Annotated in this window: 15 protein-coding genes; 10 read left to right on the top strand and 5 right to left on the bottom strand. The window is 64.0% G+C overall.

Going from position 1 to position 19,943, the window contains the following annotated elements; translation table 11 throughout:
* The first annotated feature begins 191 nt into the window (after positions 1–191).
* The 7 genes from ACSSU5_RS08620 (at position 192) to trhA (ending at position 9,824) form a co-directional block, all read left to right on the top strand.
* Positions 192–593, top strand: a complete 402-nt coding sequence (locus ACSSU5_RS08620) for a response regulator (protein WP_033701912.1) — start codon at positions 192–194, stop codon at positions 591–593.
* A gap of 46 nt (positions 594–639) precedes the next feature.
* A complete protein-coding gene (gene pilH / locus ACSSU5_RS08615) occupies positions 640–1,005 on the top strand; it encodes a twitching motility response regulator PilH (protein ID WP_264311269.1) in 366 nt (121 codons plus the stop codon).
* Complete coding sequence (locus ACSSU5_RS08610; protein WP_264311270.1) at positions 1,002–1,556, top strand: chemotaxis protein CheW; 555 nt, start codon at positions 1,002–1,004, stop codon at positions 1,554–1,556. Before pilH ends, ACSSU5_RS08610 begins: the two co-directional genes overlap by 4 nt.
* A 47-nt stretch (positions 1,557–1,603) precedes the next feature.
* On the top strand, positions 1,604–3,628 hold the full coding sequence (locus tag ACSSU5_RS08605) for a methyl-accepting chemotaxis protein (RefSeq protein ID WP_264314009.1): 2,025 nt from the start codon (positions 1,604–1,606) through the stop codon (positions 3,626–3,628).
* A gap of 9 nt (positions 3,629–3,637) precedes the next feature.
* Positions 3,638–8,581, top strand: a complete 4,944-nt coding sequence (locus ACSSU5_RS08600) for a hybrid sensor histidine kinase/response regulator (RefSeq protein WP_492561004.1) — start codon at positions 3,638–3,640, stop codon at positions 8,579–8,581.
* Positions 8,574–9,047: a chemotaxis protein CheW gene (locus ACSSU5_RS08595; protein WP_264311272.1), complete on the top strand. Its 474-nt coding sequence runs from the start codon at positions 8,574–8,576 to the stop codon at positions 9,045–9,047. The genes ACSSU5_RS08600 and ACSSU5_RS08595 overlap by 8 nt, the downstream gene beginning before the upstream one ends.
* Before the next feature lie 159 nt (positions 9,048–9,206).
* Positions 9,207–9,824, top strand: a complete 618-nt coding sequence (trhA, locus tag ACSSU5_RS08590) for a PAQR family membrane homeostasis protein TrhA (RefSeq protein ID WP_492561003.1) — start codon at positions 9,207–9,209, stop codon at positions 9,822–9,824.
* Between the two features lie 3 nt (positions 9,825–9,827).
* Here the strand turns inward: trhA and ACSSU5_RS08585 are convergent, their stop codons facing one another.
* Together ACSSU5_RS08585 and ACSSU5_RS08580 are read right to left on the bottom strand one after the other, a co-directional pair.
* Entirely contained in the window at positions 9,828–10,550 is a 723-nt protein-coding gene (locus ACSSU5_RS08585; RefSeq protein WP_492561002.1) for a 16S rRNA (uracil(1498)-N(3))-methyltransferase, read from the bottom strand.
* Positions 10,551–10,707: 157 nt separating this feature from the next.
* The gene (locus ACSSU5_RS08580; RefSeq protein ID WP_492561001.1) at positions 10,708–12,114 is read right to left on the bottom strand and encodes an adenosylmethionine--8-amino-7-oxononanoate transaminase; all 1,407 of its coding nucleotides are present in this window, start codon (positions 12,112–12,114) and stop codon (positions 10,708–10,710) included.
* A 325-nt stretch (positions 12,115–12,439) separates the two neighbouring features.
* On the opposite strand from ACSSU5_RS08580, the gene ACSSU5_RS08575 reads away from it, so the two are divergent.
* The 3 genes from ACSSU5_RS08575 (at position 12,440) to ACSSU5_RS08565 (ending at position 15,778) form a co-directional block, all read left to right on the top strand.
* Positions 12,440–14,320, top strand: coding sequence for a flavin monoamine oxidase family protein (locus ACSSU5_RS08575; protein ID WP_492561000.1), 1,881 nt, complete (start codon positions 12,440–12,442; stop codon positions 14,318–14,320).
* Positions 14,321–14,616: 296 nt separating this feature from the next.
* Complete coding sequence (locus ACSSU5_RS08570) at positions 14,617–15,168, top strand: cytochrome b (protein ID WP_264311278.1); 552 nt, start codon at positions 14,617–14,619, stop codon at positions 15,166–15,168.
* Between the two features lie 31 nt (positions 15,169–15,199).
* Positions 15,200–15,778 (top strand): YceI family protein, encoded by a 579-nt coding sequence (locus ACSSU5_RS08565; protein WP_264311279.1) that lies wholly within the window; start codon positions 15,200–15,202, stop codon positions 15,776–15,778.
* A gap of 62 nt (positions 15,779–15,840) precedes the next feature.
* Here ACSSU5_RS08565 and rhlE2 read toward each other — a convergent pair whose 3' ends face one another.
* The 3 genes from rhlE2 to ACSSU5_RS08550 form a co-directional block, all read right to left on the bottom strand.
* Positions 15,841–17,748 (bottom strand): RNA helicase RhlE2, encoded by a 1,908-nt coding sequence (rhlE2, locus tag ACSSU5_RS08560; protein WP_492560999.1) that lies wholly within the window; start codon positions 17,746–17,748, stop codon positions 15,841–15,843.
* Positions 17,749–17,966: 218 nt separating this feature from the next.
* Positions 17,967–18,755, bottom strand: coding sequence for a substrate-binding periplasmic protein (locus ACSSU5_RS08555; protein ID WP_264311281.1), 789 nt, complete (start codon positions 18,753–18,755; stop codon positions 17,967–17,969).
* Between the two features lie 52 nt (positions 18,756–18,807).
* A complete protein-coding gene (locus tag ACSSU5_RS08550) occupies positions 18,808–19,884 on the bottom strand; it encodes a hypothetical protein (RefSeq protein ID WP_492560998.1) in 1,077 nt (358 codons plus the stop codon).
* Positions 19,885–19,943: the final 59 nt, after the last annotated feature.

The following is a 19,943-nucleotide window of genomic DNA, read 5'->3' as shown; positions in this document are numbered from 1 at the left end:
CGAAAGAAAAGTGGCTCAGGGTGGCGCCGGGAGCGCCGATGGTCAAGGGGCGCAGCAGATGGAATGGCCACCCGGAGTGTGCTAAAAATGCGAGGCACAATGCTGCGCAAACCTGTAGCGGCCTTGTGTCGCGAAAGGGTCGCAACGCGGCCCCAGCAATTCTGGCCTGAGCAGCGACGGTAGCCCTAGTGATGGAACAACCCCTGAAGGTGATGGTGATCGACGACTCACGCACGATCCGCCGTACCGCGCAGATGTTGCTCGGCGAAGCGGGTTGCGAGGTGATTACCGCCAGCGATGGCTTCGATGCCCTGTCCAAGATCGTCGACCACCAGCCCCAGATCATCTTCGTCGATGTGCTGATGCCGCGCCTGGACGGCTACCAGACGTGCGCCGTGATCAAGCACAACAGCGCTTTCAAGGACATACCGGTCATACTCCTGTCCTCGCGCGACGGCCTGTTCGACAAGGCCCGCGGGCGGGTGGTGGGCTCCGACCAGTTCCTCACCAAGCCGTTCAGCAAGGAAGAACTGCTCGATGCGATCAGGGCCCATGTGCCCGGTTTTGCCGAACACCAACAACACGCACCCTGACCGCGTCCGCCATGGCGCGGTCTTTCTTTCCTGATGGGGAAACAGCATGGCCCGAGTTCTGATTGTCGACGACTCGCCGACAGAGATGTACAGATTGACCGAATGGCTGGAAAAGCACGGTTACCAAGTGCTCAAGGCCAACAACGGTGGCGATGGCGTGGCGCTGGCCCGTCAGGAAAAACCCGACGCGGTGTTGATGGACATCGTCATGCCCGGCATGAATGGCTTCCAGGCCACCCGTCAACTAAGCAAGGACAAAGAAACCAGTGCCATACCGGTGATCGTGGTCACCACCAAGGACCAGGAAACCGACCGTGTCTGGGCCACGCGCCAGGGCGCCCGCGACTTCCTGACCAAGCCGGTCGAAGAAGACGCGCTGATCGCCAAGCTCAAAGAAGTGCTGGGGGCTTGACCACCCGCCCCCAGGGCGCGTCGTTGACCGCCTTTGAGTTGCTGCTGGACATCGACCGGCGCTGCCGCCTGCTGGTGGCGGACCAGCCGCTGCAGGACACCCGCCTGCAACAGTGGAGCGGGATCGGTTTTCGCATCGCCGGGCAATGGTTCGTCGCGCCCATGGGCGAAGTCGCCGAAGTGCTGCGCGAACCCCGCAGCAGCCGTGTTCCTGGGGTGCAGCCCTGGGTCTGTGGGGTCGCCAACCTGCGCGGGCGGTTGCTGCCGGTGATGGACCTGAGCAGCTTCTTCGGGCTCGGCCCGGCAGCCCCCGGCAAGCAGCGACGGGTGCTGGTGCTGGACCATGAGGACCTGTTCGTCGGCCTGTTGGTGGACGAGGTACTGGGGCTGCAGCACTTTGCCCTGAGCAGCCTGGAACTGTCACCGCCGCAGCCCCTGATCCGCGCTGCTGCACGCTTCGTGCAGGGGCATTTCCCGCGTGAACGCAATTGGGCGATTTTCAGCCCCTTCGCCCTGGCCCAGGCGCCGGGCTTTCTCGATGTGGCGTTATAGGACCTGCGAACGTGAACAACCCCGCCACCAGTGCTACCGCAACGCCCATGGCTCCGCGCACGCGCAGCATCGCGCAGATCACTGTGCTGTTTCTGGTGCTGATTCTGTCGATCATTTTGCTGTTCGCCAATTTCGCCTACCTGAGCACCCAGTCCAACTACGACAAACAGTACATCGGCCATGCTGGCGAGCTTCGCGTGCTGTCCCAGCGCATCGCCAAGAACGCCACCGAGGCCGCGGCAGGCAAGGCCTTGGCGTTCAAGTTGCTGTCGGATGCGCGCAACGATTTCGAACGGCGCTGGAGCTACCTGCGCGAAGGTGACAAATCCACCGGCCTGCCCGCGGCGCCGGCCACGATGCGCGATGAAATGGAAGCGGTCCGCCAAGACTGGGAGAACCTGCGCAAGAACACCGATACCATCCTTGCCAGCGAACAGACGGTGCTGTCCCTGCATCAGGTGGCCGCGACCCTGGCCGAGACCGTGCCGCAACTGCAGGTCGAATACGAAAAAGTGGTCGAGATCCTGCTGCAGAGCGGCGCCCCGGCCAACCAGGTGGTGGTGGCCCAGCGTCAGCTGTTGTTGGCCGAACGTATCCTCGGTTCGGTCAATACGGTGCTGGCCGGTGACGACACCGCCGCCCAGGCGGCCGATGCCTTTGGCCGCGATGCCGGGCGTTTTGGCCAGGTGCTCGAGGGCATGCTCGACGGCAATCCGACGATCCAGGTCACCCGTGTCGAGGACGCCGATGCCCGGGCGCGGCTGGCCGAAATCGCCGAGCTGTTCCAGTTCGTGGCAGGCTCGGTGGACGAAATCCTCGAAACCTCACCTGAACTGTTCCGCGTACGGGAAGCGGCGGGCAACATCTTCAGCCTGTCGCAGACCCTGCTCGACGAGGCCTCGCACCTGGCCAACGGGTTTGAGAACCTGGCCGGCGGGCGCACCCTCGATACCGTCGGTGGCTATGCCTTGGGCCTGCTGGCGCTGGCGTCGATCATTCTCATCGGCCTGGTCATGGTGCGCACCACCAACCGGCAACTGCGCGAGACGGCGGAAAAGAACGAACGCAACCAGCAGGCGATCATGCGCCTGCTCGACGAAATCGAAGAGCTGGCCGATGGCGACCTGACCGTGACCGTGTCGGTCACCGAGGACTTCACTGGTGCCATCGCCGACTCGATCAACTATTCCGTCGATCAACTGCGCGATCTGGTTGGCACCATCAACCACAGCGCCGTGCAGGTGGCGGCTGCCGTACAGGACACGCAGAACACTGCCCGCCAGTTGGCCAAGGCGTCCGAGCACCAGGCCGCGCAGATCAGCGAGGCGTCCGAGGCGGTGGGCGACATGGTCGAATCGATCGACCGGGTTTCGGCGCATGCGTATGAGTCGGCCAAGGTGGCCGAGCGCTCGGTGGCGATTGCCAACAAGGGCAACGAGGTGGTGCACAACACCATCAACGGCATGGACAACATTCGCGAGCAGATCCAGGACACCGCCAAGCGGATCAAGCGCCTGGGCGAGTCTTCCCAGGAGATCGGCGACATCGTCAGTTTGATCGACGACATTGCCGACCAGACCAACATCCTCGCCCTGAACGCGGCGATCCAGGCCTCGCTGGCCGGTGAAGCCGGGCGTGGTTTTGCGGTAGTGGCCGACGAGGTGCAGCGCCTGGCCGAACGTTCGTCGTCGGCCACGCGGCAGATCGAGGCGCTGGTGCGGACCATTCAGGCCGATACCAACGAGGCGGTGATTTCCATGGAGCAGACCACCGCCGAAGTGGTGCGCGGCGCGCGCCTGGCCCAGGATGCCGGGGTGGCGCTGGCGGAAATCGAAGGGGTGTCGCAGACCTTGGCCGAGCTGATCCACAGTATTTCTGACGCGGCCCAGCTGCAGACGTCTTCTGCCGGGCAGATTTCCCACACCATGGCGGTCATCCAGCAGATCACCGCGCAGACGTCTGCCGGCTCCGGCGCCACCGCCGACAGTATCCACCACTTGGCACGCATGGCCAGCGAGATGCGCCGGTCTGTTTCTGGTTTCACCCTGCCGGCACCCGCCGAGCCGCGCTGAGGAGTGCCCATGGCTGTTGCCGCTGTAAGTCCCGAACGCCACGAAACGGTGGCGCTGGCCTGGACCAAGGCCGCCATCCTCGATTGCCTGGGCCAGGCGCGACAGGCCCTGGAGCGCTTTGCTGGCGAACCGGGCGAGCTCTCCATGCTGGCGTTCGTGGTCGACAACCTGCACCAGGTGCACGGTTGCCTGCGCATGCTCGAATTGCGCGGGGCGACGCACCTGGCGGAAGAACTGGAGCTGTTCGCCAGGGCCTTGGCCGAGGGCCAGGTCAGCCCCCGGGGTGACTGCTTGGGGGCTTTGTTCCGGGGCCTGGAGCAACTGCCCTCCTACCTGGAGCGGCTGCGCGGCGCGCGCCACGACCTGCCGTTGGTGATGCTGCCGTTGCTCAACCAGCTTCGCGCCTGCCGAGGCGTGGAACCCTTGGCCCAGGCCAGCCTCATCAGTGGCACTGCCCAGCGCTTTGCCGGCTCCGATGACCTGGCCAACCTTGACCTGTCGCTGGGCAACTGGCGGGAGCAGATGCAGGCCGGGCCCGGCCGTGACGCCTTGCGGTCGGTGGTGAGCGCGCTGTGCGACGACCTGATGCGCATCAAGGAACGCCTGGACCAGTTCGTGCGCGGCGATCGCCAGCACAGTGAACAGTCGGAAGCCTTGCTCGCACCCTTGCGCCATGTCGCCGATACCCTGGCGGTACTCGGCTTCCAGCAGCCTCGGCGGGTGATCATCGATCAAGTGCTGGCGCTGCAGGCCTTGGCCCCCGGCGCAGGCTCGGTGGATGACGCGGTGTTGATGGATGTGGCGGGCGCGCTGTTGTACGTGGAGGCGACCCTCAATGGCATGGTCGGCCCGTTGGAAGAAAACGGGCAGGGCGGCCTGCCCGGCTCGGACCTGGCCGAGATCCGCCAGTTGGTGCTGAGCGAGTCGCTGGCGGTCTTGCAGCAGGCCAAGGACTTGATCGGTGATTGCCTGGAATCCGACTGGCCCCGGCAACGCCTGCAACCGTTGCCGGGGCTGCTGCAGCAAGTGCGCGGGGCGTTGGCGATGTTGATGCTGGCGGGCCCTGCCGATGTGTTTGCCGGGTGCGCGAGCTACGTGCAGCGCTGGTTGCAGCACCTGGATGTCGAGCCACCGGCCGATGAGCTGGCACACCTGGCCGACGCCCTGAGCGCCGCCGAGTGCTACCTGCAATGGCGGGTGGCCGACCCGCTGGCCGATGGCCAGCCCTTCATCCACATGGCGCGTACCAGCCTGGCGGCGCTGGGGGTGGCGTGCGTGGTCAGCGAAACCGGCGTTGGCCTGGAAGGCAACGGCGATGGCATCGACGACGAGCTGCGCGAAGTGTTCCTCGACGAGGCCGGTGAGCTGCTGCCGGAAATCGAACGCCACTGGTTGCGCTGGCGCGCCGACAACCAGCAGCGCGATGCCTTGCTCGAGGTACGCCGCGCGCTGCATACGCTCAAGGGCAGTGGCCGGATGGTTTATGCCGAGGCGGTGGCCGAACTGGCCTGGGGCGCCGAGCACCTGCTCAACCGGATGCTCGAAGGCCGTATCGTGCTCACCCCGGAAGGCGTGGTGGCCTTGCAGCAAGTGTTTGTGCACCTGCCTGACCTGTTGGCCGACTTCGCCGCCGGGCAGCTGCCGCAACTGACCGAAATCGAGCAACTGTCCGGGCATCTGCATGCCCTGGCCGAAAACGATGCGCCGCCCGCCGCTGACATCGATGGCCTCGACCCGCAATTGCTGGACATCTTCCGCAGCGAGGCACACGGCCACCTGGCCAGCCTCGAGGCATTTCTGCAGAGCGCCGACGGCCCCGACACGCCCGTCAGCGATAGCCTGCAACGCGCCCTGCACACGCTCAAGGGCAGCGCTGCCATGGCCGGCGTAATGCCGGTCGCCGAGCTTGCCACTGCCTTCGACCGCCTGGCGCGTGAGTACAAGGGCCATCAGTTGCCCCTGCAAGTGGCCGAAATCGAATGGCTGGAGGCCGGGCGTTCACTGTTCCACCTGGGCCTTGCGCAACTGGACAGCACACCACTGGCGGCCATCCCGGGTGCCGCCGAGTTGATCGAGCAGGTCGGCCAGGCGGTGGATGTGCGCCTGGCCAACCTGCATGACGACCCCCATCATGCACACCGCAGCAAGCGCGACCCGCAACTGACCGCCAGTTTCCTGGCCCAGGCCATGGACATTCTGCTCGACGCCGAGTCATTGCTGTCGCGCTGGCAGGAGCAGCCGGGCCAACGCCAGGCGCTGGAGACCCTGCTCGATGAACTGACCAGCCTCGGCCATGCTGCGCATCTGGCCGACCTGTGGCAGATGGACGACGTCTGCGAGGCCCTGCTCGACGTCTATGGCGCCGTGGAAGAGGGCAGCCTGGCGGCCGACCCACGCTTTTTCGCCACGGCGCAGGCAGGCCATGAAGCGCTGCTCGACATGCTCGACGAGGTAGCCGCAGGCCAGGAAATTTCGCCCAGACCTGCGCTGATCGACAGTTTGCGCAACCTGCTGGCACAGGCCTTGGCACCCGATGCCACGGGCCTTGTGGGCATCGATACGGTCACGCCGCTGCATCCGGACATGGACCTTGGTCTGGGGCTGTCGCGCAACCTGTTGCTGCCACCTGCGGGCGAGTTGCCGGCCGAGGAACCTGAGAGCCCAGGCGACAAGGAACTGCTGGAAGTCTTCCTGGAAGAAAGCTCGGACATTGTCGAGAGCGCCGCCGCCGCCCTGGCACGCTGGCAGGCTGACCCGCGCAACAGCGTCGAGGTGGAAAACCTGCTGCGCGACCTGCACACCCTCAAAGGGGGCGCGCGCATGGTCGAGATTGCCGCCATTGGCGATCTGGCCCACGAACTGGAATTTCTATACGAACTGCTCGCCGCAGGCCGCCTGCCGCCGAGCCCGCCGCTGTTTGCGCTGTTGCAGAATTGCCACGACCGCCTGGCGCATATGCTCGATGCCGTGCGCCTGGGGCAGCCCCTGCATGCTGCCACGGCACTGATCGACTACATCCGCAACTTCAGCAGTGCTGCGCTGACCGACAGTGCGGCGGGCCAGGGGCCGCTGGAGGCAGCGGCGCTTGAGGCGCCTACTGCGGCTCCGGAGCGGGTGCCGGGCGACATGGTCAAGGTCGATGCCGAGCTGCTCGACGACCTGGGCAACCTGGCCGGTGAGCACTCGGTCATCCGTGGCCGCATCGAGCAGCAGGTCAACGATGCCCAGTTCACCCTCAACGAAATGGAAACCACCCTGGAGCGCATGCGCGACCAGCTGCTGCGCCTGGATGTCGAGACCCAGGGGCGGATCTCCAGCCGGCAGGCATTCGAGGGTGACGCTTACGACGATTTCGACCCGCTGGAAATGGACCGCCACTCGCAGTTGCAGCAGTTGTCGCGGGCGCTGTTCGAGTCGGCATCCGACCTGCTCGACCTGAAGGAGACCTTGGCTCAGCGGGCGCAGGAGGCCTATAGCCTGTTACAGCAGCAAGCGCGGGTGAACAGCCAGTTGCAGGAGGGCCTGACCGCGACCCTGATGGTGCCGTTCGAACGGCTGGTACCGCGCTTGCAACGGGTGGTGCGACAGGTTGCCAGCGAGCTGGGCAAGCAGGTCGAGCTGGTGGTTGGCAACGCCGAGGGTGAGCTGGACCGCAGCGTGCTCGAACGCATGGTGGCGCCACTGGAGCACATGCTGCGCAACGCCGTCGACCATGGCCTGGAAAGCCGCGAAGCGCGCCTGGCTGCGGGCAAGCCCGAACACGGCACGATTCACCTGAACCTGCTGCACGAGGGCGCCGACATTGTCATCGAGATGACTGACGATGGTGCCGGCGTGCCGCTGGAGGCCGTGCGGCGCAAGGCGATCAAGCGCGGCCTGCTGGACCCGCAAGCGCAGTTGAGCGATCACGAGGTCTTGCAGTTCATTTTGCGCCCCGGTTTCTCCACCGCCGAGAAGATCACTCAGATCTCCGGGCGAGGTCTGGGCATGGACGTGGTGCACGAAGAGGTCAAGCAGTTGGGCGGCTCGATGACCATCGAGTCGGCCCAGGGCAAAGGTGCGCGCTTTTTGATCCGCCTGCCGTTCACCGTGTCGATCAACCGCGCGTTGATGGTGCACATGGGCGAGGATCAATACGCGATCCCGCTCAATACCATCGAAGGCATTGTCCGCGTGCCGCCTGCAGAACTGGCCGCCTGCTACCAACTGGATGCACCTCGTTATGTCTACGCGGGCCACGTGTACGACTTGCGCTACCTGGGTGAACTGCTGCAAGGCCTGCCACGGCCCAGCCTGCTGGGTCAGAGCGTACCGCTGCCGGTGCTGCTGGTGCATTCCCAGGAGCAGTCGTTCGCCATTCAGGCCGATAGCCTGTCGCCCAGCCGCGAGATCGTGGTGAAGAGCCTGGGGCCACAATTTGCCGCCGTCGCCGGGCTGTCTGGGGCGACCTTGCTGGGGGATGGCCGGGTGGTGCTGATTCTCGACCTGCTTGGCCAGTTGCGAGGCCAGCAAAGGCGCCTGGCGCGCCTGCCGGGAGGGGGCGACGCGCAGCGCCAGCTGTTCGGCCCGTCGCCGCGACGGTCACTGCTGGTCATGGTGGTGGACGACTCGGTGACCGTGCGCAAGGTCACCACCCGGCTGCTGGAGCGACACGGCATGAGCGTGCTGACGGCCAAGGACGGGGTCGATGCCATGGCGCAGCTGGAAGAACATCGCCCCGATGTATTGCTGCTGGACATCGAGATGCCACGCATGGACGGTTTCGAGGTGGCCACGCGCATACGCCGTGACGAGCGCCTGAAGGGCCTGCCGATCATCATGATTACCTCCCGCACCGGGCAGAAGCACCGTGATCGTGCGATGGCCATCGGTGTCAACGAGTACCTGGGCAAGCCTTATCAGGAGTCCGTCCTGCTGCAGAGCATCGCCCACTGGAGCCAGGCCCATGCTTGAACTGATCGCAGGCCAACGCAGCAGCCTGACTGGCTTGCTACTGCCGATGGGTGACCGCACCCTGGTGCTGCCCAATGTTGCCGTGGCTGAGCTTATTGGCCAGCGCAACCTGGTGTGTCAGCCTGGCGAGCCAGCCTGGCACCTGGGCTGGATCGACTGGCGTAAGCAGCATTTGCCGCTGATCGGTTTCGAGGCTGCCTGTGGAGGTGAGACGCCGTGTGGCGAACGGGCGCGTATCGTGGTGCTGAACGCGCTAGGCGACACCGGGCTGCGTTACCTGGCGGTGCTGCTGCAGGACATTCCGCGTTCATGCAAGCTCGACAGCCAGCTCAATTATGTGGATGTGGCGCTGGGCAGCCTGGAACTTGCGGCGGTGCAAGTGGGCGAGCAGGTGGCGCGGGTGCCGGACCTGGTGGCATTGGAACGGCTGGTGCGTGACGCGGATCTGCAACCTGATTCTGGATAATAGGGTGTTTGCTGTGGCCTCTTCGCGGGGCAAGCCCGCTCCCACAGGGACCGAATAATGTGGGGCAGAAGCTGTACCTGTGGGAGCGGGCTCGCCCCGCGAAGAGGCCCGAACTGACTGTCTCAGGAACCCAGCCCATAGCAGGAGGTCTGTGTTTGCATGTATTACGGTGAACGCTTCAACGCCTGGACCCACCTGATCGGTGCCATTCTGGCCTGCATCGGTGCCATCTGGCTGATCGTCGTCGCGGGCTTGCAGGGCGACCCCTGGAAGATCGTGAGTTTCTCCATCTATGGCGGCACGCTGCTGCTGCTCTACAGTATCTCGACCCTCTACCACAGCACACGCGGGCGGGCGAAGGTGATCATGCGCAAGCTCGATCACCTGTCGATCTACCTGCTGATTGCCGGCAGCTACACCCCATTCTGCCTGGTCAGCCTGCGCGGGCCCTGGGGCTGGAGCCTGTTCGGGGTGGTCTGGGGGCTGGCGGTGATCGGCATGCTGCAGGAGATCAAGCCGCGCTCCGAGGCGCGGATCCTGTCGATCATCATCTATGCGGTGATGGGCTGGATCGTCCTGGTGGCGGTCAAGCCGCTGCTGCACAGCCTGGGCACCGCCGGCTTCGCCTGGTTGGCGGCCGGCGGGGTGTTCTACACCGTGGGCATCATCTTCTTCGCTTTCGACAGCCGTTTCCGCCACTGGCATGGCATCTGGCACCTGTTCGTGATTGCCGGCAGCCTGATGCACTTCGTGGCGGTGTCGCTGTACGTGCGTTAGTTTTTACGAGAAATCGCCCCACAGCTGCTGTGCCACCGAAAGCGCAACGACCGGCGCCGTCTCGGTGCGCAGCACGCGCGGGCCAAGGCGGGCGGCGTGGAAGCCGGCAGCTTTGGCCTGCTCGACCTCAGCATCGCTCAGGCCGCCTTCGGGGCCGATGAGGAAGGCTAGGCGGGCCGGCTTGTCATGGCTGGTCAGCGGCTCGGCGACTGGGTGTAGCACCAGCTTGAGGTCCGCATCGCTGCCCTTGATCCAATCGGCCAGGGTGACTGGCGGGTGGATCACCGGCAAGCTGGAGCGGCCGCACTGTTCGCAGGCGCTGATCGCCACCTGGCGCCAGTGCGCCAAACGTTTGTCGGCGCGCTCATCCTTCAAGCGCACTTCGCAGCGCTCGCTGACGATCGGGGTAATCTCGTTGGCGCCCAGTTCGGTGGCCTTCTGGATCGCCCAGTCCATGCGCTCGCCGCGCGAAAGGCCTTGGCCCAGGTGGATGTGCAAGGGCGATTCGGCTTGACCGGCCAGGGCCTGATCGAGGCTGACGCGCACGGTTTTCTTGCCCACTTCGAGCAACTGGCCGAGGTATTCCTGGCCGCTGCCGTCGAACAGCTGCACGGCGTCACCGGGGGCCATGCGCAATACGCGGCCGATGTAGTGGGCCTGGGCTTCGGGCAGGTCGTGCTCGCCGATGCTCAGGGGGGCGTCGATGAAGAAGCGGGACAGTCTCATGGGTAAGGCTCTAATTGATGGGGTGCTTCCGGTGGACTAGGGGCTGCTTTGCAGCCCTTTCGCGACACCAGGCCGCTCCCACAATTAAACGGCGTGCGCTGTGCCATTGTGGGAGCGGCCTTGTGCCGCGATCGAGGGCAAAGCCCTCGCAGCGATGTCAGCCTGGGTCGCGGAAATCGGGGTGGAAATTGGCCGGCACGGCGACGCTGATGCTTTCTCGAGTCGCGATATCAATGCCTTCCGTGGCCACTTCGGCGAGGAAGTCGATCTGTTCCGGGGTAATCACGTAGGGCGGCAGGAAGTACACCACACTGCCCAGCGGGCGCAGCAGGGCGCCGCGGGTCAGGGCGTGCTCGAACACTTTCAGGCCACGGCGTTCTTGCCACGGATAGGCAACCTTGCCGGCTTTGTCCTGGACCATCTCGATCGCCAGGGCCATGCCGGTCTGGCGGATTTCTGCGACATGGGCATGGTCGGCCAGGTGCGCGGTGGCGCTGGCCATGCGCGCAGATAACGCCTTGTTGGCCTCGATCACGTTGTCTTGCTCGAAGATGTCGAGGGTCGCCAGGGCCGCCGCACAGGCCAGCGGGTTGCCGGTGTAGCTGTGCGAGTGGAGGAACGCGCGCAGGGTCGGGTAGTCGTCGTAGAACGCCTGGTACACCGTGTCGGTGGTCAGGCAGGCGGCCAGCGGCAGGTAACCGCCGGTCAGCGCCTTGGACAGGCAGAGGAAGTCCGGGCGGATGCCGGCCTGCTCACAGGCGAACATTGTGCCGGTGCGGCCGAAGCCTACGGCGATTTCATCGTGGATCAGGTGCACATCGTAGCGGTCGCAGGCCTCGCGCAACAGCTTCAGGTACACCGGGTGGTACATGCGCATGCCGCCAGCACCCTGAATCAGCGGCTCGACGATCACGGCGCTGATCGAGGCGTGGTGCTCGGCCAGGGTCTGCTCCATGGCGGCGAACATGTTGCGCGAGTGCTCTTCCCAGCTCATGCCCTCTGGGCGCAGGTAGCAGTCGGGGCTAGGCACCTTGATCGTGTCCAGCAGCAGCGCCTTGTAGGTTTCGGTGAACAGCGGCACATCACCCACCGACATGGCGGCGATGGTTTCGCCATGGTAGCTGTTGGTCAGGGTGACAAAGCGCTTCTTGCCCGGTTTGCCGACGTTCTGCCAGTAGTGGAAGCTCATCTTCAGCGCCACTTCGATGCACGACGAGCCGTTGTCGGCGTAGAACACCCGGTCGAGCCCGGCCGGGGTCATGGCCACCAGGCGCTCGGACAGCTCGATCACCGGCTGATGGCTGAAACCGGCCAGGATCACGTGCTCCAGTTGGTCGACCTGGTCCTTGATGCGCTGGTTGATGCGCGGGTTGGAGTGGCCAAACACATTGACCCACCAGCTGCTCACCGCGTCCAGGTAGCGTTTGCCTTCGAAGTCTTCCAGCCACACGCCTTCACCGCGCTTGATCGGGATCAGCGGCAACTGCTCGTGGTCTTTCATCTGGGTGCAGGGGTGCCACAGGACCTTGAGGTCACGTTGCATCCACTGATCGTTGAGGCCCATGGGTACTTCTCCTGGCTGCGCTGCTGGCTTGGACCGCGTAAGCCTAAGCAAAGCTGCAGGGCAGGACAACCGCTGCGGGTCAATGACGTTGGGTGCCGGTTCATTCGAGCCGGCGAATATGCCCCTCCGGGCGGGCTCTTGGCCATTGTCGTCAGCATCGCCCGCAACCCTGTGACAGGGCTACTGACAAAAATGTCAGTTGCCAAAAGGACTTGATGTCGCTGTGCTGGCAGGGTTGGCAGACCTGACGTATTCTTAACGCATCTCGCTCGGGGCATTTCTGCCTCCCTTTTTTTCTGTAACGTCTGACTCGGAGTTCGCCGACATGGCTGCTGCTTGGGTGCGCCTGTGCGCGTTGGTATTGATTGGTGTGTCCAGCGGCGCCGCGCTGGCAAAGGACAAAACGCCCACGGCCATTGTGGTCGGTGGTGGCCTCGCGGGCCTGACCGCAGCCTACGAGCTGCAGAACAAAGGTTGGCAGGTGACGCTGCTGGAGGCCAAGTCAGGCATGGGCGGCCGGTCTGGCCTTGCAACCAGTGAGTGGATCGGCAACGCGAAGGCCCAGCCGGTGCTCAACCAGTACCTGGACCGTTTCAAGCTTGAAACACTGCCCGCGCCGGAATTCGTGCGTACGCCGGGCTACCTGATCGACGGTGAGTATTTCAATGCGACGGACCTCGCCACCAAGCAGCCTGCCACTGCCGAGGCGCTCAAGCGCTATGAGAAAACCCTCGACGACCTGGCCCGCTCGATCGATGATCCGCTGAACCCTCAGGCGACCAGCACGCTGTTCGCCCTCGATCAGATCAACGTGTCCACCTGGCTGGACAAGCTGCAATTGCCGACCACCGCGCGTCAGCTGATCAACCAGCAGATCCGTACCCGTTACGATGAGCCGTCGCGCCTGTCGCTGCTGTATTTCGCCCAGCAGACTCGGGTGTACCGGGGTGTCAGTGACCGTGACCTGCGTGCCGCCCGCCTGCCGGGCGGCAGCCCGGTATTGGCCCAAGCGTTCGTCAAACAGCTGAAGACCATCAAGACCAGCTCGCCGGTCACCGCCATCGTCCAGGACAAGGACGGCGTCACGGTCAAGGTTGGCAGTGTGGGCTACCAGGCCGATTACCTGGTCATGGCCGTGCCGCTACGCGCCCTGGCCAAGATTCAGATGACCCCGGGCCTGGACAACCAGCACCTGGCGGCGCTCAAGGGCACCAACTATGGCTGGCGCGACCAGCTGATGCTCAAGTTCAAGAAGCCGGTGTGGGAAAGCCGTGCGCGCATGTCTGGCGAAATCTTCAGTAACGCGGGCCTGGGCATGTTGTGGATTGAACCGGCACTCAAGGGTGGCGCCAACGTGGTGATCAACCTGTCCGGCGATAACGCCCGCCTGCTGCAGGCGTTCGGTGACAAGCAGATGGTCGACCAGGTGCTCATCCGCCTGCATGCGTTTTATCCACAGGCCCGTGGTGCGTTCACCGGGTACGAGGTCAAGCGCTACAGCACCGACGCCGGCACCGGTGGCGCCTACCTGGCTTATGGCCCAGGGCAGATCAGCAAGTACTGGCGCCTGTGGGAGCGCCCGGTGCAGCGCATCAGCTTTGCCGGTGAGCATACCGACGCCCTCTACCCAGGCACCCTGGAAGGTGCCCTGCGCAGCGGTCAGCGCGCTGCCGGCCAGGTTCAAGACCTGCTTGCCGGCAAGTCGTTCGACCCGGCCAAGGCTGTGCCGGTTGCGGCAGCAGCAGCGGCGGGTGCCGCGGCGGCCAAGGATAAGGGTGGGTTCTTCTCCAACCTGTTCGGTGGTTCTTCCGACAAGAGCAACAAGGCGGAAAAAGCCCCGGCCAAGGCCGAGCCGGTGAAGGAAGAGGCCAAGCAGGACAAACCAGGTTTCTTCTCGCGCCTGTTTGGTGGGGCTGACAAGCCTGAAGTGAAAGCCCAGCCGATTGCCAAGGCTGATGAAGTGGCCCCTGCACCGGCTCCGCAGGCCGCTCCAGCCCCGGTTGCGCCGGCGCCTGTGGCCAAGGAAGCAGCAGCCAAGCCTGCTGCTGCCAAACCTGCCGCTACCAAGGCAGCCCCTGCCAAGCATGCTCCGGCACACAAGCCGGCGGCAAAACAGGCGCATAAGCCTGTCGAGGCGAAAAAAGCCACGGTCAAATCGGAACCCGCGAAGAAGCCTGTGGCCAATACTCAGGCCAAGGCGGGTTGATTGACTGTACCGGCCCCTTCGCGGGCAAGCCCGCTCCCACAGGGATCGTGCGGCTTTAGAAAATTGAGCAAGACAGCTGCTCCCACAGAGTCACGCCGCTTTTGTGGGAGCGGGCTTGCCCGCGAAGGCGCCGGTACTGGCAACTTGAGTGTCCCCTACTATCGTTAATGTTTCCTTAATAGGAAGCTTCCACAATATCCATCGTATTTTTCGATAATCCGAAGCAATTTTTTCCGCTTTTATTCGATACGTTACGCGTTAGTCTGTGCACAGCTTTCACGGGGAAACACGCCAACATGCAACTGCGCAATTCATCTTCTCGCTACGGCGTGGTCAGCATCATCCTGCATTGGGGTGTCGCGCTGGCCGTCTTCGGCCTGTTCGGCCTGGGGCTGTGGATGGTCGGTCTGGACTACTACGACCCGTGGCGCAAATCTGGCCCAGATCTGCACAAGAGCATCGGCTTGGTGTTGCTGGCAGTGATGCTGCTACGTGTACTCTGGCGTTTCATCAGCCCGCCACCGCCCGCGCCGGCCAACCATGGGGCACTCACCCGCATGGCCGCCAAGCTGGGCCATCTGGCCCTGTACGTGGGGCTGTTCGCGGTGATGATCGCCGGTTACCTGATCTCCACCGCCGACGGCGTCGGTATTCCGGTGTTCGGCTTGTTCGAAGTACCGGCTCTGGTCAGCGACCTGCCCGATCAGGCGGACCTGGCTGGGGTGATCCATCTTTGGCTGGCCTGGGGCCTGGTGATTTTCGCCGTCCTCCATGCCCTGGCAGCATTGAAACACCACTTCATTGACCGTGACGCGACCCTGATCCGCATGCTGGGCCGCAAAGCTTGACTCTCAACCTCAATTGCAAGGAATAGAAAGGATGTTGAAAAAGACTTTTGCCGCTCTGGCGCTCGGTACCGCTTTGTTCTCCGCAGGCCAGGCCATGGCCGCCGAGTACAAGATCGACAAAGAAGGCCAGCACGCGTTCGTTGACTGGAAGATCAGCCACCTGGGCTACAGCTTCATCCACGGTACGTTCAAGGACTTTGACGGCAACTTCAGCTGGGACAGCGCCAAGCCTGAAGCGAGCAAGATCAGTGTCGATCTGAAAACTGCCAGCCTGTGGTCGAACCACGCCGAGCGTGACAAGCACATTGCCAGCAAAGACTTCCTGGACGTGAAGAAGTATCCAGAAGCCAAGTTCGTATCCACCGCCGTCAAATCGACCGGCGACAAGACCGCCGACGTGACCGGCGACCTGACCTTGCACGGTGTGACCAAGCCGGTCACCTTCAAGGCCACCTTCAACGGTGAAGGCAAGGACCCATGGGGTGGCGAGCGCGCTGGCTTCAACGCCACCACCACGCTGAACCTGAACGACTTCGGCATCAAGGGCCCAGGCGCGACTTCGCAGACCCTGGACCTGGATATCAGCGTTGAAGGCGTGAAGCAGAAGTAATTCGCACTACCTGCAAAAAAAACGCCGCCCTATTGGGCGGCGTTTTGTTGTATGGGCTGGTATCAGCTCTTACGGGTCAGCAGCGCTGGGCGCTCACTGCGTGGGCGGCTTGGCAGGTCGTCCAGTTGCTCAGGCGTTGGGTAACGATCGAGCTTGGACTCCTTGCGGATGATGACCGGCTGGCTCTGTGGCTCACGCGAGCTACGCACTGCCGGTTCTTGACGCGCAGCATCATCGCGCGAAGGGCGGCCGCGGCCACCGCCATCACGGCGTGCGCCGCCGCCATTGGCGTTACGCGGTGGGCGTTTCTCGCCGTTGGCGTTGCGTGGTTGAGCGCCACCATTATTGCTGCGACCCTGGCCACCGCTGTTGCTGCGCGTGCCAGCACCTTGGCTCTGGCTTTGACCTGCGCCAGTGCCAGTGCCGCTGCCAGGACGACGGTTACGCCCCTGGTTTTTGCCTTGGTACGGGCTGACGTAGTCGGCGCGGTTGCCGAAGTTGTCGACGTCATCGTCCAGGAACTCATCCGGAGCACGGTCGGCCTGCGTTTTTGGCGCGCCGTTCTGGCTGGCTTGCTGCTGGCGTGGCTTGTTGTCACGCGGCTTGCGCTGCTGCTGCTGCTGCTGCTGCGGCTTGTCGCCAGACTTTTCCTTGTCGGCCGGCTTGTCGGCAGCGTGCGGCTTGGCCTTGCCTTTATCCTTGCCTTTGTCCTTGCGGCCACCGTTGGCGTCTTTGCCGCCTTCGCCGCGTGGCTGGTTGCGACCGCCACGGCCGGTGTTCTGCGGGCGTTCGCGAACTTCCGGCTTCTCGGCCTCTACCTGGCTTGCGTCAAAGCCCATCAGATCACCGTCGGCAATCTTCTGCTTGGTGACGCGCTCGATGCTCTTGAGCAGCTTCTCTTCATCTGGCGCGACCAGGGAAATGGCCTCACCTGAACGGCCCGCACGACCAGTACGGCCGATACGGTGGACGTAGTCTTCTTCGACATTGGGCAGCTCGAAGTTGACCACATGGGGCAACTGATCAATGTCCAGGCCGCGGGCGGCGATGTCGGTGGCAACCAGTACCCGTACAGCGTTGGCCTTGAAGTCGGCCAGGGCTTTGGTGCGAGCGTTCTGGCTCTTGTTGCCGTGGATGGCGGCGGCGGTCAGGCCGTGCTTTTCCAGGTACTCGGCCAGGCGGTTGGCGCCGTGCTTGGTACGGGTGAAGACCAGTACCTGCTCCCACGCACCCAGGGTGATCAGGTGGGCCAGCAGCGCACGCTTGTGGCTGGCAGGCAGGCGATAGACGCGCTGCTCGATGCGTTCGACCGTGGTGTTCGGCGGGGTGACCTCAATGCGCTCCGGGTTGTGCAGGAGCTTGTCGGCCAGGTCGGTGATGTCTTTGGAGAAGGTTGCCGAGAACAGCAGGTTCTGGCGCTTGGCCGGGAGGCGGGCAAGGACCTTCTTGACGTCGTGGATGAAGCCCATGTCGAGCATGCGGTCGGCTTCGTCGAGGACCAGGATTTCCACATGGGACAGGTCTACCTTGCCTTGCCCGGCCAGGTCGAGCAGGCGGCCAGGGCACGCCACGAGGACATCGACGCCTTTGGCGATGGCCTGGATCTGTGGGTTCATGCCGACACCGCCGAAGACGCAGGCGCTGACCAGCGGCAGGTCACGGGCATAAACCTTGAAGCTGTCATGCACCTGGGCAGCCAGTTCGCGGGTCGGAGTCAGGACCAGTACGCGGGGCTGGCGTGGGCCATGGCGCTGCGACTTGTCGGGGTGGCCACCCGGGAACAGGCGCTCCAGGATCGGCAAGGCGAAACCGCCGGTTTTACCAGTACCTGTCTGCGCAGCGACCATCAGATCGCGGCCTTGCAACACGGCGGGAACAGCCCGCTGTTGCACCGGAGTCGGCTGGGTATAGCCCGCAGCCTCGATAGCGCGGACAAGAGCCTCGGAGAGACCGAGGGAAGCAAAGGACATGGGCAATCCTGTTCTCGTGTGGGCTGGGCCCGTAGGGATGTTCTGCCTGGCGCGACGGGCATCGGTGAGATGCGATCGCGTCCGGTCCAGCTTGGCTTTCACTGCACATCCAGGAAACGGAGGGCTGACGCGGTAAGGCGTCGTTGCCGATCGGGATGCCTGTTGCTAGGCCGAGCGTCCGGGCGTAAGCCTGGCGGGAAGGCCCGAGTATAACAGAGCTATCGCGACGTGCTGCTTTCCTGCTGCTCAACGGCGTTGAGAATGTTTCCAATGTCGCCTGTGTAGCGGTTGTTGATGGCTGCGTAGGCGGGTTCCTGCTTGAAGCGCTGCAACTCTTCGGCGAACGCCTGGGCCAACGCCTCTCGCCCGGGTTTACGGGTCAGCCCCAGGTATTGCGCCTGTCGGCTTACCACCAGTGGCAGCTCTTCGACCTGCTTTTCCAGGCCCAACTGCTGCATCAGGTAGCGGCCAACCCTGCGGTCGGTAATCAGTAAATCGATTCGGCCAAGCATCAGCTTGCCGAAGTTGGCTTCATGGGTAGGGGCCGCTTCGCGGCGAAAACGGGGCGAGTCGTTAAAAAGCGCGCCGTATGTGTAGCCGGGCGATGTACCTACGGCCAGCCCTGCGAGGTCGTCCAGCCCGTTGACGGCATGGCGGCGGGCGCGCGCCTGAAACAGCACGAACTCGACATCCGACATGGGCTCCGTTGGGTAGATCAGAAAAGGCTTGCGTGTGTCGATCTGAAAGATATCCACAATACCGTCGGCCAGCCCTTGCTCGATCATCGCCAGGCAGCGCTTCCACGGTAGGAATTGCCATTCCACTTCTACGCCCAGGCGCCTGAACACCTGGGTGGTGACTTCGTAGTCGATGCCTCGGGGCTGGCCGTCCTGCAAGTAGACATACGGCGCCCAGTCGTCGGATACCAGGCGCAGGCGTTCCGCCAGGGCCAACGGGCTCAGGCAGGCGAGCAGCAGGATCCAGAACAGGCGGGTGATGACGGACATGGCCCGCAGATTACGCGCTCGGCCTGCTCAAGGCCAGTGAAGAGCGGCCTGTTCAGGCCTGCGTCGACCCGAGCAGATGCGCTTCGATATCCTTGCGCCGTTCCCCGAGCGAAAGACGCAGGCCAGGGTGACGCAGGCACTGGCGCAGTTGCTCGGGTTCGATGCGGCCATGGCGCGCATTGAAGTTCTCCAGGGCTTTGTCCCACCAGGCCGATGCGCAGGCGCGGTCGAACTCATTGGGGTAGGGGTAGCTGCCATAGAGCAGTTCGCGGGCAAATTGCCGCGCGTGGCTGGGCAGGGTCAGGCTCAGCGCCTTGAAGCCCAGCCGGTGCAGGGTCGGGGGCCGTGGCAGTTGATCGTTGACCCGCGCAACATCGGCCAGCGCAGCCTCGCACAGCGGCGCGTCACCGTGCTTGCGCAGCCAGGCCTGGATCTTGGCGCGGAACTGGGCCTTGCGGCTCCAGTAGTGGTGAATGACGTCGGTGCATTCGGCCAGTTCCAGTTTGCGGTAGGCCGCCACTGCCAGGCAGAACTCTTCGAGGGTATAGGCCTCGCGGGCCAGCGGGTAGAACTCGTCCATCATGGCGATGGAGTGCTCCAGCGTCAGCGCGTCTTCGGCGGTGAGGCCGATCACACCTGAGTTGATCAGCGGCATCTGGCAGTCGGCCAGGCCCCGAGCCTGGAGGAGGGTCAGCAGGTTCTTGTACAGCAGGCACTTCTGGTTCGCGCCGTAGCGCGCGCCGATGGCGTTGCACAGCAGATGCCCAGGTTTGACCCGCTCGAACAGCCGCATCGGTGATTGCCTGAAGAACGTGTCGGTGTCGATCAGCACGGCCAGCGAATGATGCTTGAGCACCTGCTGGAGCAGCACATGCTTGCTGCGAAAGTGGTAGCCGTGGGGCGCGTTCCACGCCTTGCGCGTGGCTTCGTCGAGCAGGTGCAGCGTGACCGGAAGCTTGGCATAGGGCTGCGGGTTGTCGGTGTAGACCTGGATGTCGAGGGTCTCGCCTGCCGACCGGTCCAGGTGGGCAAGGGCACTGACGATACTGAAGCAGGCTTCCTGATGATAGGTGGCCGGGCCGAAAGCCAGGTAGACGAGCTGAGGGCGCGATGGCTGGGAATGCTGCATGTCAGGCAAGACCTGTTTAACCGGAAAATAAATAAGGCCTTAGTCTATGACCAAAGCCT

This window comes from Pseudomonas sp. E1MeOHC2 (assembly GCF_058745025.1).
The sequence above is the reverse complement of the archived record's forward strand: the minus strand, read 5'-3'. Positions and strand labels throughout refer to the sequence as shown.